This is a genomic window from Achromobacter sp. 46006 (assembly GCF_059761975.1).
This window is the reverse complement of record NZ_JCBANN010000011.1, coordinates 1-15657: the sequence shown is the minus strand read 5'-3', so window position 1 is coordinate 15657 and position 15657 is coordinate 1. Positions and strand designations below refer to the sequence as shown.

Sequence of the window (15657 nt, the reverse complement as noted above, 5' to 3'; positions counted from 1 at the left end):
GCCCCGGCGCGGCCGCCGCCACCCGCCTGACCGCCATGGCCCTGATCAATCGTCTCGACTCCCGCGATCCCGGATTCGCATCCGCCCTGTCCAAGCTGCTGGCCTTCGAGGCCACCGAGGACGAGTCCATCGACCGCGCCGCCGCCGGCATCCTGGCCGACGTACGCGCCCGCGGCGACGCCGCGCTGGTGGAATACACCCAGCGCTTCGACCGCATGCCGCACGCGTCCGCGGACACGCTCGAAATTCCCAAGGCGGACTGGCACGCGGCCCTGGCCGCGCTGCCGGCCGCCCAGCGCGACGCGCTGCAGGCCGCCGCCGAGCGCGTGCGCCGCTACCACGAGCGCCAGCGCGCCGAGACCTGGACCTACACCGAGGCCGACGGCACGCTGCTGGGCCAGCAGGTCACGGCGCTGGACCGCGTCGGCCTGTACGTGCCGGGCGGCAAGGCCGCGTATCCGTCGTCGGTGCTGATGAACGCCATCCCGGCCAAGGTCGCCGGCGTGCAGGAACTTGTCATGGTCACGCCCACCCCGGACGGCGCGCGCAACCCCATCGTGCTGGCCGCCGCCGCCATCAGCGGCGTCGACCGCGTGTTCGCCATCGGCGGCGCGCAGGCCGTGGGCGCGCTGGCCTACGGCACCGCCACCGTGCCGGCCGTGGACAAGATCGTCGGCCCGGGCAACGCCTACGTGGCCGCCGCCAAGCGCCGCGTGTTCGGCGTGGTTGGCATCGACATGATCGCCGGCCCCAGCGAAATCCTGGTGATCTGCGACGGCAAGACGCCGGCCGACTGGATCGCCATGGACCTGTTCTCGCAGGCCGAACACGATGAACTGGCCCAGTCCATCCTGCTGTGCCCGGACGCCGCCTTCATCGGCGAGGTCGAGGCTGCCATCGCGCGCCTGCTGCCGACCATGCCGCGCGCCGACATCCTGCGCACCAGCCTGGCCAACCGCGGCGCGCTGATCCAGGTGCGCGACCTGGACGAAGCCTGCCGCATCGCCAACGACATCGCCCCGGAGCACCTGGAGATCTCCACCGAGCAGCCCGAGGTCTGGACCGCGAAGATCCGCCACGCGGGCGCCATCTTCATGGGCCGCTTCAGCTCGGAAGCCCTGGGCGACTACTGCGCCGGCCCGAACCACGTGCTGCCCACTTCCCGCACGGCGCGCTTCTCGTCGCCGCTGGGCGTGTACGACTTCCAGAAGCGTTCCAGCCTGATCCAGGTCTCGCACCAGGGCGCCCAGACGCTTGGCCGCATCGCCGCCGAACTGGCGCTGGGCGAAGGCCTGCAGGCCCACGCCGCCAGTGCCCAATACCGGATCGACCAGCCATGAGCGAGGTCGCCGGCCGCATCGCCGGCACAATCCGGCCCGATATCCGTGAACTGAGCGCGTATCCGGTGGCGCACGCCGAAGGCTGCATCAAGCTGGACGCGATGGAATCGCCCTACGAACTGCCCGAGGCGGTGCGCGACGACCTCGCCCGGGTGCTGCGCGATACGCCGCTGAACCGCTACCCGGCCGCCGACCTGTCCGAACTGCGCCAGACCGTGAAAGCGGCCTTCGGCGTGCCGGCTGACGCCGGCGTGCTGTTCGGCAACGGCTCGGACGAACTGATCCACATCGTGGTGCAGGCCTGCTGCAACCCGGGCGAGGTGGTGCTGGCGCCGTGGCCGTCGTTCGTCTATTTCGACATGGCGGCCCGCTTCGACCACGCCCGCTTCGTCGGCGTGCCGCTCACGGAAGATCTGTCCCTGGATCTTCCGGCGATGCTGGCGGCGATCCGCGAGCACCAGCCCAAGGTGGTGTTCCTGGCGGTGCCCAACAACCCCACCGGCGGCGCCTGGTCGGACGCCGACATGGCCGCCATCATCGCAGCCGCCCCCGGCCTGGTGGTGGTGGACGAGGCCTACCAGCCCTTCACCGACCGCAGCTGGATGCCGCGCCTGCTGGACGCGCCCAACGTGGTGGTGATGCGCACGGTGTCCAAGATCGGCCTGGCGGGCCTGCGCTTCGGCTACCTGGCCGGCCATCCCGACTGGGTCGCCGAGCTCGACAAGGTGCGTCCGCCCTACAACCTGGACGTGCTGACCCAGGCCGCGCTGCTGACCGTGCTGCGCCACAAGCCGGTGCTGGACCAGCAGGCCGCGCGCCTGCGCGCCGACCGCGAGCCGCTGGCCGCGGCCCTGGCGGCGCTGCCTGGCGTCAGGGTATTCCCTTCCGCCGCCAACTTCGTGCTCGCGCGCTTTTCCGGCAAGCTGGACGGCAACGCCGTGCATCTTGCCCTGAAACAGCGCAAAATATTGGTTCGTAACTTCTCCAACGCCCATCCGCTCCTGGCCGGCTGCCTCCGCATCTCGGTGGGTGCGCCGGACGAGAACGCCGCTTTGCTATCGGCACTGCAAGACATCCTCAGTGCCTAATCGAGTCCTGACATGCGTACCGCAGAGATCACCCGCAACACCAACGAAACCCGCATCCGCGTGGCCATCAACCTGGATGGCACCGGCAAGCAGACGATCGACACGGGCGTGCCCTTCCTGGACCACATGCTGGACCAGATCGCGCGCCACGGCCTGATCGACCTCGACATCAAGGCCGAGGGCGACCTGCACATCGATGCGCATCACACGGTGGAAGACGTGGGCATCACGCTGGGCATGGCCATCGCCAAGGCGGTTGGCACCAAGGCCGGCCTGCGCCGCTATGGCCACGCCTACGTGCCGCTGGACGAGGCGCTGTCGCGCGTGGTGGTCGATTTCTCGGGCCGTCCGGGGCTGGAATACCACATCCCCTTCACGCGCTCGCACATCGGCGCCTTCGACGTCGACCTGACGCGCGAATTCTTCCAGGGCCTGGTCAACCACGCGCTGATCACGCTGCACATCGACAACCTGCGCGGCACCAACGCCCACCACCAATGCGAAACGGTCTTCAAGGCCTGTGGCCGCGCGCTGCGCATGGCCATCGAAGTCGACCCGCGCATGGGCGACGTCGTCCCCTCGACCAAGGGCGTGCTGTAAGCTGCGCGACCTCCCGCCACGCACCAGGTAAACCGAAGTGACCACTATCGCCATCGTCGACTACGGAATGGGCAACTTCCACTCCGTCGCGCGCGCGCTCAAGTACGCCGCCCCGGACGCGGACATCCGCATCTGCAACCAGCCCCATGAAATCGACGCGGCCGACCGCGTGGTGTTCCCGGGCCAGGGCGCCATGGCGGACTGCATGCGCACCCTGAATGAATCCGGCCTGCGCGAAGCGGTCGTCAAGGCCGCCCGCGGCAAGCCGCTGCTGGGCGTCTGCGTGGGCGAACAGATGCTGTTCGAGTCCAGCGAAGAAGGCGCCACCCCGTGCCTGGGCCTGTTCCCCGGCGTGGTACGCCGCTTTGCCGGCCCGCGCTTCGCCGACCCGGTCGCGGCCGACGACGCGGCCTGCGCCACCGACACCGGCGGGGCCGGCCCGGTCGACACCCGCCCCGAACTGCTGAAAGTCCCGCACATGGGATGGAACAAAGTCCGCCAGACGCGCTCTCATCCTATCTGGGACGGCATTCCGGACGACACGCATTTCTATTTCGTCCATAGTTACTACGCCGACCCGGCCGATGCGAGCCTGACCGTTGGTGAAACCGATTACGGCGTCGCCTTTACCTGCGCGGTGGCGGCAGCTAACATTTTCGCGGTGCAGTTCCACCCCGAGAAGAGCGCCGAGCACGGTTTGCGCCTGTATCGCAATTTTGTAGACTGGCAGCCGTAAGCCGATCCGGCCGACGCGCGCCAGCCCGTTCAACCCCATATTTTCCCGCTGCCCACCATGCTGCTGATCCCCGCCATCGATCTCAAAGACGGACGCTGCGTGCGTCTGCGCCAGGGCGACCTGGACGATGCAACGGTGTTCTCCGAAGACCCCGCCTCCATGGCCTCCAAATGGCTCGAACAGGGCGCCCGCCGCCTGCACCTGGTCGACCTGAACGGCGCTGTCGCCGGCAAGCCCAAGAACGAAGCGCCCATCAAGGCCATCCTGGAGGCCGTCGGCGACGACATCCCCGTCCAGATCGGCGGCGGCATCCGCGACCTCGACACCATCGAGCGCTACCTCGACGCCGGCATCTCCTACGTGATCATCGGCACCGCCGCGGTCAAGAACCCGGGCTTCCTGCAGGACGCCTGCGGCGCCTTCCCCGGCCAGATCATCGTCGGCCTGGACGCCCGCGACGGCAAGATCGCCACCGACGGCTGGAGCAAGCTGACCCGCCACGACGTGCTCGACCTGGCCAAGAAGTTCGAGGACTACGGCTGCGAAGCCATCATCTATACCGACATCGGCCGCGACGGCATGCTGTCGGGCGTGAACGTCGAGGCCACCGTGCGCCTGGCGCAGCACGTGCGCATCCCCGTGTACGCCTCGGGCGGCATCGCCGGCATCCAGGACATCGAGGCGCTGTGCGCCGTCGAGGAAGAGGGCGTCGAAGGCGCCATCCTGGGCCGCAGCATCTACGAAGGCACGCTCAACTTCCAGGCGGCGCAGGCCCGCGCCGACGAATTGGCCAAATGACCACCTCCAGCAGTACCTCCGGGGCGGGCGCGCCCGCCCAGAGCGCGCTGACCCGCCGCATCATTCCCTGCCTTGACGTCACCGCCGGCCGGGTCGTCAAGGGCGTCAACTTCGTCAACCTCGCCGACGCCGGCGATCCCGTCGAGATCGCCCGCCGCTACAACGAGCAGGGCGCCGACGAGCTCACCTTCCTGGACATCACCGCCACCAGCGACGGCCGCGACCTGATCCTGCCCATCATCGAGCAGGTCGCCTCGCAGGTCTTCATCCCCCTGACGGTGGGCGGCGGCGTGCGTCAGGTGTCCGACATCCAGCGCCTGCTGAACGCCGGCGCCGACAAGATCAGCATCAACAGCGCCGCCGTGGCCAATCCGGAACTGGTGCGCGCGGCCTCCGACTACCACGGCTCGCAGTGCGTGGTGGTGGCGATCGACGCGCGCCGGGTCTCGGCCGCGGGCGAAGCGCCGCGCTGGGAAGTTTTCACCCACGGCGGCCGCAAGGCCACCGGGCTGGACGCCGTGGCCTGGGCCCGCCGCATGGCCGCCTACGGCGCCGGCGAAATCCTGCTGACCAGCATGGACCGTGACGGCACCAAGTCGGGCTTCGACCTCGAATTGACCCGCACCGTCTCGGACGCCGTGCCGGTGCCGGTAATCGCCTCGGGCGGCGTCGGCACCCTGCAGCACCTGGCCGACGGCGTCACCACCGGCCGCGCCAGCGCCGTGCTGGCCGCCAGCATCTTTCACTTCGGCCAGCACACGGTCGGCGAATGCAAGCGCTTCATGGCCGAGCAGGGCATCGAAGTAAGGATATGACGATGAGCAACGAACCCGGCTGGATGGCCGACGTCGTCTTCGACGAGAACGGCCTGATCCCCGCCATCGCGCAGGACGCCGACAACGGCCAGATCATGATGGTGGCCTGGATGAACCGCGAATCGCTGGCCGAGACCGCCGCCACCGGCCGCGCGGTGTACTGGTCGCGCTCGCGCCAGCGCCTGTGGCGCAAGGGCGAGGAATCCGGCCACGTGCAGCAGGTGCACGAGCTGCGCCTGGATTGCGACGGCGACGTGGTGCTGCTCAAGGTGCACCAGGAAGGCGGCATCGCCTGCCACACGGGCCGCGCCAGCTGCTTCTACCGCCGCCTGGAAGGCCAGACCGACCAGGCCACCTGGGTCACGGTCGACCCGGTGCTGAAAGACCCCGAGCTGATCTACAAATGACCGATTCGCCCCTGACCGCCCACGACGTCCTGGCCCGCATCGCCGACACCCTGGAGACCCGCCGCCCCGAGAACGGCGGCGATCCCAAGGCCTCGTACGCGGCCAAGCTGCTGTCCAAGGGCCCCGACGCCTTCCTCAAGAAGATCGGCGAGGAAGCCACCGAGCTGGTCATGGCCGCCAAGGACGGCGTGCCCGAGCGCATCGTCAGCGAAACCGCCGACCTGTGGTTTCATTGCCTGGTGGCGCTGACGCACTTCAACCTGCGCCCCGACGACGTGCTGGCCGAACTGGCCCGCCGCGAAGGGCTATCGGGCCTGGCCGAGAAGGCCAGCCGTCCGCAGGACTGACACGGAACCGCAAAAATGAGCGCCAACTGTATTTTCTGCAAGATCGCCGCCGGCGAGATCCCGTCCAAGAAGGTCTACGAGGACGAGGACTTTGTTGCATTCCACGATATCAACCCGGCCGCGCCGGTGCATTTATTGCTGATCCCTCGACGTCATGTCACATCCATGCAGGATATTACGGCCGAGGACGCAGGTTGGTTGGGTAGAATGATGGCATTGGCGCCGCGGCTTGCCGCTGAAAACGGTTGCACCCCGGGCCCCGATGGCGGATTTCGCATCATGATCAACTCTGGCGTCGAAGGCGGCCAGGAAGTCCCGCATCTGCATTTCCACATCCTCGGCGGCCAGCGACCCTGGAAAGGGCGCATGGCCCCCACCGCGTAATACGGAGAACCGTCATGGGTAGCTTTAGCATTTGGCATTGGTTGGTCGTTCTGGTGATCGTGGCGCTGATTTTCGGCACCAAGAAACTGCGCAACATCGGGTCCGACCTCGGCGGCGCCGTCAAGGGCTTCAAGGAAGGCATGAAGGAAGCCAACAGCGACAAGCCGGCCGAGCCGATCGCGCAACAGCGCGTTTCCGGCGACACCATCGACGTGCAGGCCAAGGAAAAGTCCAACTCCTGAGCCCTGCGCCCCCGGACCGGCCTGAAACCGCCGGTCCTCATTGCCTCAATTTCCGAGCGGCCGTCGAATGTTTGATGTCAGCCTCACTGAACTGATGGTGATCGGCGTCATCGCGCTGATCGTCATCGGCCCCGAACGCCTGCCCAAGGTCGCCCGCACGGTCGGCCATCTGCTGGGCCGCGCCCAGCGCTACGTCAATGACGTGAAATCCGACATCCAGCGCGAAATCGAACTGGACGAACTGCGCAAGTTCAAGAGCGAGATGGAAACCGCCGCACAAGGCGTGCAGCAATCGCTGAACGACACCCACAATGCGCTGCAGGAACCGGTGCAGCAATTCCGCGCCGAGCTCGACGAGGTTGCCCGCGAAGCCAGCGGCAAACCCGCCATCGCCAGCGGCACCGAAACCACGGCCCAGGCCCACGCCGAGACCGCCGCCACACCGGCCGACGCCGGCCCCCTGATGACGCCGCTGGCCGAACCGGCCGAAGCGTCACCGTCCATCGCGCCGCCCAACCCCAACCTGAGCCTGGACCTGGACCCGCCCGCCGCCGCGGCCGGCGGCCAACCCGCTCCCGCACCGCAACCCGCGCCCACCCCGGCGCCCGCGGCCGACGCCGCCGTCGCCGGCGGCCATCCGCCGGCCTCCAAGCCCGCCACGCCCTCCGGAACGACAACGTGACCCAGGACGCCACCCAAGAAGACGGCCAGCAGGAAAGCTTTATCTCCCACCTGGTCGAACTGCGCACCCGCCTGCTGCGCGCCGTCGGCGCGGTCGTGGCGGTGTTCATCATCCTGTTCATCTACCCCGGCGCATCCGCCATCTACGACGTGCTGGCCCAGCCCATGCTGGCCTCGCTGCCCCAGGGCACGCGCATGATCGCCACCGGCGTCATCACGCCCTTCATGGTGCCGGTCAAGGTCACCATGATGGCGGCCTTCATCCTGGCGCTGCCGGTGGTGCTGTACCAGGCCTGGGCCTTCGTGGCACCCGGCCTGTACAAGCACGAAAAGCGCCTGGCGCTGCCGCTGATCATCTCCAGCACGCTGCTGTTCATCGCGGGCATGGCGTTCTGCTATTTCGTGGTGTTCCGCACGGTCTTCCACTTCATCGCCACCTTCGCGCCGCAATCGATCACGCCGGCGCCGGATATCGAGGCCTACCTGAGCTTCGTGATGACCATGTTCATGGCATTCGGCATCACCTTCGAGGTGCCGGTGGCGGTGGTACTGCTGGTGCGCATGGGCGTGGTGGAACTGTCCAAGCTCAAGAGCGCGCGTGGCTACGTGGTGGTCGGGGCTTTCATCATCGCCGCGGTGGTGACGCCGCCCGATGTGGTCAGCCAGTTCATGCTGGCAGTGCCGCTGTGCCTGCTGTACGAGCTGGGGCTGATCTGCGCGCGCATGGTCACGCCCAAGCCCAGCGCCGATGAAACCGTGGGCGATGGCTCGCTGACCGAACGCCACTGATTCCGCGCCTGACGCACCGGGGGCAGCGCGCACCCCGGTGTTCCACAAGCGGACCGTTTCCGCTTGTCCGGTACGGGCTGCAAACTTACATTGCAGCCATGTCGCTCGCCCTACGCCTGCGCACCCTGATGCGGTGGCGCGGCATCAAAAGCCAGAACCAGCTCGCGCGCATCTCCGGCGTGCCGCAGTCCTGCATCCATCGCATCCTCACGCGCGAAGAGCGCTACGCGCCGACCCGTGCCACCCTGCAGCGCCTGGCGCGCGCCCTGGACACGCAGGTGCCCTGGCTGGCGGACGGCATGGTCGCGCAGGCCGCTGGCGCCTGCCTCCCGCGCCAGGACGAGCAATCCGATGCCTATTGCGCCGAAATCTGCGCGCTGCTGCGGCACCAGCCCGAGGCCACGCGCAAACGCGTGCTGCAGGTGGTGCGCCTGGTACTCGACGCGCCGTGCCGGCCTCGCCGTCCGGCCGCGCCGCGCCAGCCTCCGGTCCGCTAGCCGCCGATCCGGCGCGGTGCGCGCTGGCCGCCGCGTCAGCGCGGCAGGCCCGGCCGCGTCCCCACCACCACCGTCACCTCGGCCGTCTTGCCGCCGCGCAGCACGCCCAGCGCGGCGCGCTGCCCCGGCGCCAGTTGCGCGATCTCGGCCAGCAGGCCCGAGGTGTCCCGCATCGGCTTGCCATTCACCGTCTGCACGATGTCGCCAACCCGCAGGCCCCCCTTGGCGGCCGGGCCGTCACGCAACACCCCCGCGATGATCACGCCGCGGGCATCGCGATCCATCTGGAACGCGCGCGCCAGCTCGGCCGTCAGGTCCTGCGGCTCCACGCCCAACCAGCCGCGCTTGACGCCACCGGTCTTGACGATCTCGTCCATGACCTTGCGCGCGATATCGATCGGCGTGGCGAAACCGATGCCCATCGACCCGCCCGATTCGGAATAGATCGCGGTATTGATCCCCACCAGATTGCCGCGCGCGTCCACCAGCGCGCCGCCCGAATTGCCCGGGTTGATCGCCGCGTCGGTCTGGATGAAGTTCTCGTAGGTGTTCAGCCCCAGGCCATTGCGGCCCAGCGCCGACACGATCCCCTGCGTGGTGGTCTGGCCCACGCCGAATGGATTGCCGATCGCCAGCACCACATCACCCACGCGCAAGCCGCGGTCCGGCGCCAGCGTGGCGGCCGGCAGGTTGCGCAAGGTCGCCAGCTTCAATACCGCCAGATCGGTATCCGGGTCCGCGCCCACCACCCTGGCTGAATCCTTGCGCCCGTCCGCCAGCGCCACCTCGATGGCATCGGCGGCCTGCACCACGTGATAATTGGTCAGCACATAGCCATCATGGTTGACCACCACGCCCGACCCCAGGCTGGTACTGGCCTGACGCCGGCTCACTCCCGGCACCTGGCCGAACAACTGGCGCAGGATGGGATCGTCGGGCAGCGGCACCAGCGGCACGTCCACGTGCTTGGTGGTGTAGACGTTGACCACCGACGGCGCCGCCCGCGCCACTCCGTCGGCATACGACACCGCCCCCATGGCGGAATGCGGCGCGCCCGTGCCTGGCGCCATGGCCACCGGCTGAATTGTCGCCGCCGGCGCGGTCCCGGGCCCGCCCAACCGCAGCAGATCCGGCCGCAAGGTGGTGACGACGAATAGAATACCGAGGCAGACCGTGACGGCCTGAGCGAAGATCAGCCAATATCGGCGCATGTTTCTGATAGGACTAGCAATGAGTAAAGTGGACTCCCACGTCCTGGCCGCCTGGCTGGACGACACCCTGCAAGCCGGCCGTTTCAAGGACTATTGCCCCAACGGCCTGCAGGTGGAAGGTCGATCCGAAGTCGCACACATTATCACCGGTGTCACCGCCAGCGAAGCGCTGTTGCGCGTCGCCGTCGAGCGCGGCGCCGACGCCGTGCTGGTCCATCACGGCTGGATGTGGCGCAACGAAGACCGCCGTGTCATCGGCACGCGCCGCACCCGCATGGCGCTGGCCCTGAAGCACGACCTCAACCTGTACGCCTACCACCTGCCCCTGGACGCCCATCCCACCCTGGGCAACAACGCGCAGTTGGCCCGCGTCCTCGGTCTCGAACCCGAGCGCCGCGACGACGGCGCCCCGCGCACCTGTGGCGCCGACAATCTGGTCTGGCTCGGCACCGCCCCCGGCCTGGCCACCCTCGGCCAGCTCGCCGCCCGCGTCCAGCAACGCCTCGGCCGCCAGCCGCTGGTCGTCGGCAACCCCGACCAGCCCGTCGCCCGCATCGCCTGGTGCACCGGCGGCGCCCAGGGCATGCTGGCCGACGCCGTCGATGCCGGCGCCACCGCCTACATCACCGGCGAAGCCTCCGAATCCACCTTCCACCTGGCCCAGGAAACCGGCGTCGCCTTCCTCGGAGCCGGTCACCACGCCACCGAACGCTACGGCGTCCAGGCCCTGGGCCAGGCCGTGGCCGAACGCTTCGGCATCAAGGTTGAATTCGTGGACCTGGACAACCCGGTGTGACCGGTCCCCCGCAACCTCCGCAAACAAACAACCACTGAACCAAAAAAAGCGCCCCGCAGGGCGCTCTTGCATTCATCTCAAGGCTGCTTCTTCAACAGATCCCGGATCTCGCGCAGCAGCGCCACATCCTCCGGCGTAGGCGCCGGCGCCGCCGGTGCCGGCGCTTCCTCGGCCTTGGTCCGCGCCTTGTAGATGGCCTTCACCATCCAGAAGATCACAAACGCCAGCAATACGAAATTGATGACGATGGTGAGGAAATTCCCCCAGGCAAAAACGATCGCTCCGGCCTTCGTCATCTCGGCATACGTCATCGGGCCGCTATAGCCCGCGGGCATCGACAAGACCAGGAACTTGTTCGAGAAATCGACCGAACCGCCAAGCACGAAATTGACCAGCGGCATGACGATATCCTTGACCAGCGAGTCGACGATCTTGCCGAACGCCGCCCCGATGATCACACCAACCGCCAAGTCGACCGCATTGCCTTTGACAGCGAAATCCCGGAATTCTTTGACGAAACCAGTCGCTTTGCTCATAAAAGCACTCCCTTCGTGATACGCCCACCAGTAGGCTGGCGCTATAATACGCGGTTGCTATGTTGTTACACATTCCCGCGAAGCCGATGCCGCAGAAGTGATGCTACTCGTAGAGCGGGCGCATCAACAAGGATAGGAAGATGAGTCAGGATACGCTGGTGCATGACGATGACGGTGCGGTTGATCCAAAGCTGCCGCCCGATCCTTCGCGACGTTTCTGGGTAACCACCGCCTGTGCTGTAGGTGGCGTAGCAGGTGTCGCAACGGCCATACCGCTTGTGAGCACGTTTTCCCCTTCTGAAAAAGCCCGCGCCGCCGGCGCCCCTGTCGAAGTCGACATCGGCGACATCCCGGTCGGCACCATGAAAACCGTGGAATGGCGTGGCAAGCCGGTCTGGATCATCCACCGCTCTCCCGAACAGATCGCCGGCCTCAAGACCCAGGATGCCCTCCTGGCGGACCCTGACTCCAAGCGGCCCGGCTTCACTCCCAAATACGCAGAAAACGAAGGCCGCTCGCGCAAGCCCGAGCTCTTCGTCTGTGTTGGCATCTGTACCCATCTGGGCTGCTCGCCCACCGCCCACTTCGAAACGGGTGGCGGTGGCGGCATGGGCGCCTCCTGGCAAGGCGGGTTTCTCTGTCCGTGCCATGGCTCCACGTTCGACCTGGCAGGCCGGGTCTACAAGAACAAGCCCGCTCCCGATAATCTCGAAGTTCCGCCGTACCAGTATCTCAGCGACTCCCGCATCATCGTGGGCGTCGACGAAGACAACAAGGCCTGACGCTCGCGTCGCGCTTTTTTCCCGAATTACGTAAGTAAAACAAAATACGCCACGTATTAGAGAAGGAGCTGTTACATGGCTGGCGAGAAAACCGTCGAGACGACAGGCCTGTTGGGCTGGCTGGACCGGCGCTTCCCGGTGACCTCCACCTGGAAAGCGCATCTGTCCGAGTACTACGCACCGAAAAACTTCAACTTCTGGTATTTCTTCGGCTCCCTGGCACTGCTCGTGCTGGTGCTGCAGATCGTGACCGGCATCTTCCTGGTCATGCACTACAAGCCGGACGCCGAGCGCGCGTTCCAATCGGTCGAATACATCATGCGCGAGGTCCCGTGGGGCTGGCTGGTGCGCTACATGCACTCGACCGGCGCCTCGATGTTCTTCGTCGTCGTCTACCTGCACATGCTGCGCGGCCTGCTCTACGGCTCGTACCGCAAGCCGCGTGAGCTGGTCTGGATCTTCGGCGTCGCGATCTTCCTCTGTCTGATGGCCGAAGCATTCTTCGGCTACCTCCTGCCGTGGGGCCAGATGTCCTACTGGGGCGCACAGGTGATCGTGAACCTGTTCGCGGCCATCCCGTTCATCGGCCCCGAGCTGTCGATCTGGATCCGCGGCGACTACGTCGTGTCCGACGCCACGCTGAACCGCTTCTTCGCCTTCCACGTCATCGCCATTCCGCTGGTGCTGGTGGGACTGGTGGCGGCGCACCTGGTGGCGCTGCACGAAGTCGGTTCGAACAACCCGGACGGCATCGAGATCAAGGAAGGCCCGAAGGACAAGTACGGACGTCCCAAGGACGGCATTCCGTTCCATCCGTTCTACACGGTGCACGACCTGGTCGGCGTCGCGGGCTTCCTGCTGGTGTTCGCCTTCATCGTGTTCTTCGCGCCGGAAATGGGCGGGTACTTCCTGGAGTTCAACAACTTCATCCCGGCCGACTCGCTCAAGACGCCACCGCACATCGCCCCGGTCTGGTACTTCACGCCGTTCTACTCGATGCTGCGCGCCACCACCGACGAGTTCACGTGGGTGCTGGCCGGCGCTTCGGTGCTGGGCGCCATCGCGCTGCTCGTCAAGAGCAACCTGAAGGGCTTCATGCGCATCGCCGTCCCCGGCATCCTGATCGTCGTGGCCGTGCTGCTGCGCGTGATCGACGCCAAGTTCTGGGGCGTGGTTGCCATGGGCGGCACCGTGGTCATCCTGTTCTTCCTGCCGTGGCTGGACCATTCGCCGGTCAAGTCGATCCGCTACCGCCCCACCTGGCACAAGTGGATCTACGGCATCTTCATGGTCAACTTCCTGGTGCTCGGCTACATCGGTACGCAGCCGCCCAGTCCGCCGTTGAACATCACGTCGCAGATCGGCACGCTGCTGTACCTGGCATTCTTCTTCCTGATGCCGGTCTGGAGCCGCCTGGGCACTTTCAAGAAAGTGCCCGACCGCGTGACGTTCCACGCCCACTGAGCCAACCAGAATAACGGACCGACCATGATCAAGAAGCTGATTGGTGCCGTGGCCTTGATGCTCACGTGCACCGCTACGTTCGCCGCCGAGGGCGGCTATCCGCTGGACAAGGCGCCTTACCGCGTCAACGACATGGCGTCGCTGCAAAACGGCGCCAAGCTGTTCGTCAACTACTGTCTGAACTGCCATAGCGCCTCATCGATGCGCTACAACAAGCTCAAGGACATCGGCCTGACCGACCAGCAAATCAAGGAAAGCCTGCTGTTCACCGGCGAGAAAGTCGGCGACATGATGACTGTCGCCATGACGCCCAAGGACGCCAAGAAGTGGTTTGGCACCACGCCCCCGGACCTGTCCGTGATCGCGCGCGCCAAATCCGTCAACGCCGGCCCCTCGGGTTCCGACTACATCTACACCTACCTGCGCACGTTCTACCGTGACACCTCGCGCGCCACGGGCTGGAACAACCTGGTATTCCCGGCCGTCGGCATGCCGCATGCGCTGTGGGAACGGCAGGGTCCGCGCGAGCTGACCACGGTGGCGATGCACGAGGTCGAAGGCAAGGACGGCGCGCCGAAGTCGTGGGAACGGGTCACGACGGTGTACGATGCGCAAGGTTTTTCCACGGTCAAGGCCGAACCGGTAGCCAACTACCACGGCCATGCCACCTTCGAGGCCAAATTCAAGGCCGCCAACCCGGCCCAAACCGCAACATACGACAACGACGTCGCCGACCTGACCGCGTTCATGTCCTGGATGGCCGAACCCGTCCAGACTTTCCGCGTCCAGCTCGGCGTCGGTGTCATGTTGTTCCTGCTCTTGTTCTTCCTGGTGATGTGGCGCCTGAACGCCTCTTACTGGAAACACGTGCGCTAACCGCAACGCCCCGCCAGGCTAATCCGCCCCCATTTTCATGGCGGTGGATAATGGCGGGTTAGGGCTGTATGCCTACCCCCCGCCTGGCAATCGGGGCCAGCGCCTGCTAGATTAGGGCGCTGGCCTTTCGTTTTTAATAAAGGATTTTTCGCCATGATGGTGCTCTATTCCGGAACCACGTGTCCGTTTTCGCAACGCTGCCGCTTCGTGTTGTTTGAAAAGGGCATGGATTTCGAGATCCGCGACATCGACCTGTACAACAAGCCCGAAGACATCTCGGTGATGAATCCGTACGGTCAAGTGCCCATTCTGGTCGAGCGCGACCTGGTCCTGTACGAGTCGAACATCATCAACGAGTACATCGACGAGCGCTTCCCGCATCCGCAACTCATGCCGGCCGATCCGGTCATGCGCGCCCGCACCCGCCTGTTCCTGTACAACTTCGAGAAAGAGCTGTTCGTCCACGTCTCGACGCTGGAAGACCGCAGCGCCAAGCCCGACGAGAAGAAGCTGGCCAACGCCCGCCAGAACATCCGCGACCGCCTGGCCCAACTGGCCCCGATGCTGCTCAAGAACAAGTACATGCTGGGCGAGGAATTCTCCATGCTCGACGTGGCCGTGGCCCCGCTGCTGTGGCGCCTGGACCACTACGGCATCGAGCTGCCCAAGAACGCGGCTCCGCTGCAAAAGTACGCCGAGCGCATCTTCTCGCGCCCGGCCTACATCGAAGCGCTGACGCCTTCGGAAAAAGTGATGCGTCGCTAAGGTTGTTGCGTGATGGGTGAAACTTCGACCAAACCGTATCTGATCCGCGCGCTGCACGAATGGTGCACCGATAACGGCTACACGCCGTACATCACCGTGCAGGTCGACGAGCACACCATGGTGCCCGTCGCCCACGTGCGCGACGGCCAGATCACCCTGAACGTCGGCACGCTGGCCACCAACCGCCTGGTGCTGGGCAACGAATTCATCGAATTCCAGGCCCGTTTCAGCGGCGTGACCGAAAACGTCTACGTGCCGGTGGGCGCCGTCAGCGCGATCTACGCGCGGGAAACCGGCGCAGGCATGGGCTTCGAAGTGCAGCCCTACGAACCGCCAGCGCCGGGCGCCGCGGGGGATGCGGCAGACGGCGCCGCGCCCGAGGCCACCACCGACAGCGCGCCGGATGACGATGGCGGCGACGACGAACCCAAGCGTCCGCACCTGACGATCGTCAAATAGCGCGCTTCCCGGGTATCGCATCGCGGCGCCACGCGATGCGATAC

21 protein-coding genes are annotated in these 15657 nt (G+C 66.3%); 19 read left to right on the top strand and 2 right to left on the bottom strand.

Annotated features, from left to right (window positions below; all coding sequences use genetic code 11):
- Positions 1–35 precede the first annotated feature (35 nt).
- The 13 genes from hisD (at position 36) to AC6LKG_RS08350 (ending at position 8724) form a co-directional block, all read left to right on the top strand.
- Positions 36–1340, top strand: coding sequence for a histidinol dehydrogenase (gene hisD / locus AC6LKG_RS08410; RefSeq protein WP_498163892.1), 1305 nt, complete (start codon positions 36–38; stop codon positions 1338–1340).
- Positions 1337–2428, top strand: coding sequence for a histidinol-phosphate transaminase (gene hisC, locus AC6LKG_RS08405; RefSeq protein ID WP_498163891.1), 1092 nt, complete (start codon positions 1337–1339; stop codon positions 2426–2428). Before hisD ends, hisC begins: the two co-directional genes overlap by 4 nt.
- A gap of 12 nt (positions 2429–2440) precedes the next feature.
- Positions 2441–3028, top strand: coding sequence for an imidazoleglycerol-phosphate dehydratase HisB (gene hisB / locus AC6LKG_RS08400; protein WP_006388056.1), 588 nt, complete (start codon positions 2441–2443; stop codon positions 3026–3028).
- A gap of 37 nt (positions 3029–3065) precedes the next feature.
- Positions 3066–3764, top strand: coding sequence for an imidazole glycerol phosphate synthase subunit HisH (gene hisH, locus AC6LKG_RS08395; RefSeq protein WP_498163890.1), 699 nt, complete (start codon positions 3066–3068; stop codon positions 3762–3764).
- A gap of 57 nt (positions 3765–3821) precedes the next feature.
- On the top strand, positions 3822–4562 hold the full coding sequence (hisA, locus tag AC6LKG_RS08390; protein WP_175133386.1) for a 1-(5-phosphoribosyl)-5-[(5-phosphoribosylamino)methylideneamino]imidazole-4-carboxamide isomerase: 741 nt from the start codon (positions 3822–3824) through the stop codon (positions 4560–4562).
- Positions 4559–5377 carry an imidazole glycerol phosphate synthase subunit HisF gene (hisF, locus tag AC6LKG_RS08385; protein ID WP_006388053.1) on the top strand — a complete coding sequence of 273 codons (819 nt, stop codon included), beginning with the start codon at positions 4559–4561 and terminating at the stop codon, positions 5375–5377. The genes hisA and hisF overlap by 4 nt, the downstream gene beginning before the upstream one ends.
- Before the next feature lie 2 nt (positions 5378–5379).
- Positions 5380–5784 (top strand): phosphoribosyl-AMP cyclohydrolase, encoded by a 405-nt coding sequence (hisI, locus tag AC6LKG_RS08380; protein ID WP_498163889.1) that lies wholly within the window; start codon positions 5380–5382, stop codon positions 5782–5784.
- Entirely contained in the window at positions 5781–6131 is a 351-nt protein-coding gene (locus AC6LKG_RS08375) for a phosphoribosyl-ATP diphosphatase (protein ID WP_006392326.1), read from the top strand. Before hisI ends, AC6LKG_RS08375 begins: the two co-directional genes overlap by 4 nt.
- Positions 6132–6146: 15 nt before the next feature.
- Positions 6147–6515, top strand: coding sequence for a histidine triad nucleotide-binding protein (locus AC6LKG_RS08370; RefSeq protein WP_498163888.1), 369 nt, complete (start codon positions 6147–6149; stop codon positions 6513–6515).
- 14 nt (positions 6516–6529) lie between these two features.
- On the top strand, positions 6530–6757 hold the full coding sequence (tatA, locus tag AC6LKG_RS08365) for a Sec-independent protein translocase subunit TatA (protein ID WP_498163887.1): 228 nt from the start codon (positions 6530–6532) through the stop codon (positions 6755–6757).
- A gap of 67 nt (positions 6758–6824) precedes the next feature.
- Positions 6825–7439: a Sec-independent protein translocase protein TatB gene (gene tatB, locus AC6LKG_RS08360; protein WP_498163886.1), complete on the top strand. Its 615-nt coding sequence runs from the start codon at positions 6825–6827 to the stop codon at positions 7437–7439.
- The gene (tatC, locus tag AC6LKG_RS08355; RefSeq protein ID WP_498163885.1) at positions 7436–8227 is read left to right on the top strand and encodes a twin-arginine translocase subunit TatC; all 792 of its coding nucleotides are present in this window, start codon (positions 7436–7438) and stop codon (positions 8225–8227) included. Before tatB ends, tatC begins: the two co-directional genes overlap by 4 nt.
- A 98-nt stretch (positions 8228–8325) precedes the next feature.
- Positions 8326–8724: a helix-turn-helix domain-containing protein gene (locus tag AC6LKG_RS08350; RefSeq protein ID WP_498163884.1), complete on the top strand. Its 399-nt coding sequence runs from the start codon at positions 8326–8328 to the stop codon at positions 8722–8724.
- Between the two features lie 35 nt (positions 8725–8759).
- Here the strand turns inward: AC6LKG_RS08350 and AC6LKG_RS08345 are convergent, their stop codons facing one another.
- On the bottom strand, positions 8760–9935 hold the full coding sequence (locus AC6LKG_RS08345; RefSeq protein WP_498163883.1) for a trypsin-like peptidase domain-containing protein: 1176 nt from the start codon (positions 9933–9935) through the stop codon (positions 8760–8762).
- Positions 9936–9954: 19 nt separating this feature from the next.
- Here AC6LKG_RS08345 and AC6LKG_RS08340 point away from each other — a divergent pair, with 19 nt between their 5' ends.
- Positions 9955–10731: a Nif3-like dinuclear metal center hexameric protein gene (locus AC6LKG_RS08340; RefSeq protein WP_498163882.1), complete on the top strand. Its 777-nt coding sequence runs from the start codon at positions 9955–9957 to the stop codon at positions 10729–10731.
- A 77-nt stretch (positions 10732–10808) separates the two neighbouring features.
- On the opposite strand, the gene mscL is transcribed toward AC6LKG_RS08340, so the two are convergent.
- A complete protein-coding gene (gene mscL / locus AC6LKG_RS08335; RefSeq protein ID WP_498163881.1) occupies positions 10809–11267 on the bottom strand; it encodes a large conductance mechanosensitive channel protein MscL in 459 nt (152 codons plus the stop codon).
- A gap of 140 nt (positions 11268–11407) precedes the next feature.
- Here mscL and petA point away from each other — a divergent pair, with 140 nt between their 5' ends.
- From petA to AC6LKG_RS08310, 5 genes are all read left to right on the top strand, one after another.
- Entirely contained in the window at positions 11408–12049 is a 642-nt protein-coding gene (petA, locus tag AC6LKG_RS08330; RefSeq protein WP_498163880.1) for a ubiquinol-cytochrome c reductase iron-sulfur subunit, read from the top strand.
- Between the two features lie 75 nt (positions 12050–12124).
- Positions 12125–13513 carry a cytochrome b gene (locus tag AC6LKG_RS08325; RefSeq protein ID WP_049070550.1) on the top strand — a complete coding sequence of 463 codons (1389 nt, stop codon included), beginning with the start codon at positions 12125–12127 and terminating at the stop codon, positions 13511–13513.
- 24 nt (positions 13514–13537) lie between these two features.
- Positions 13538–14389, top strand: a complete 852-nt coding sequence (locus tag AC6LKG_RS08320) for a cytochrome c1 (RefSeq protein WP_498163879.1) — start codon at positions 13538–13540, stop codon at positions 14387–14389.
- Between the two features lie 153 nt (positions 14390–14542).
- Entirely contained in the window at positions 14543–15154 is a 612-nt protein-coding gene (locus AC6LKG_RS08315; RefSeq protein ID WP_006388039.1) for a glutathione S-transferase N-terminal domain-containing protein, read from the top strand.
- A gap of 12 nt (positions 15155–15166) precedes the next feature.
- Positions 15167–15613: a ClpXP protease specificity-enhancing factor gene (locus AC6LKG_RS08310; RefSeq protein WP_498163878.1), complete on the top strand. Its 447-nt coding sequence runs from the start codon at positions 15167–15169 to the stop codon at positions 15611–15613.
- Positions 15614–15657: the final 44 nt, after the last annotated feature.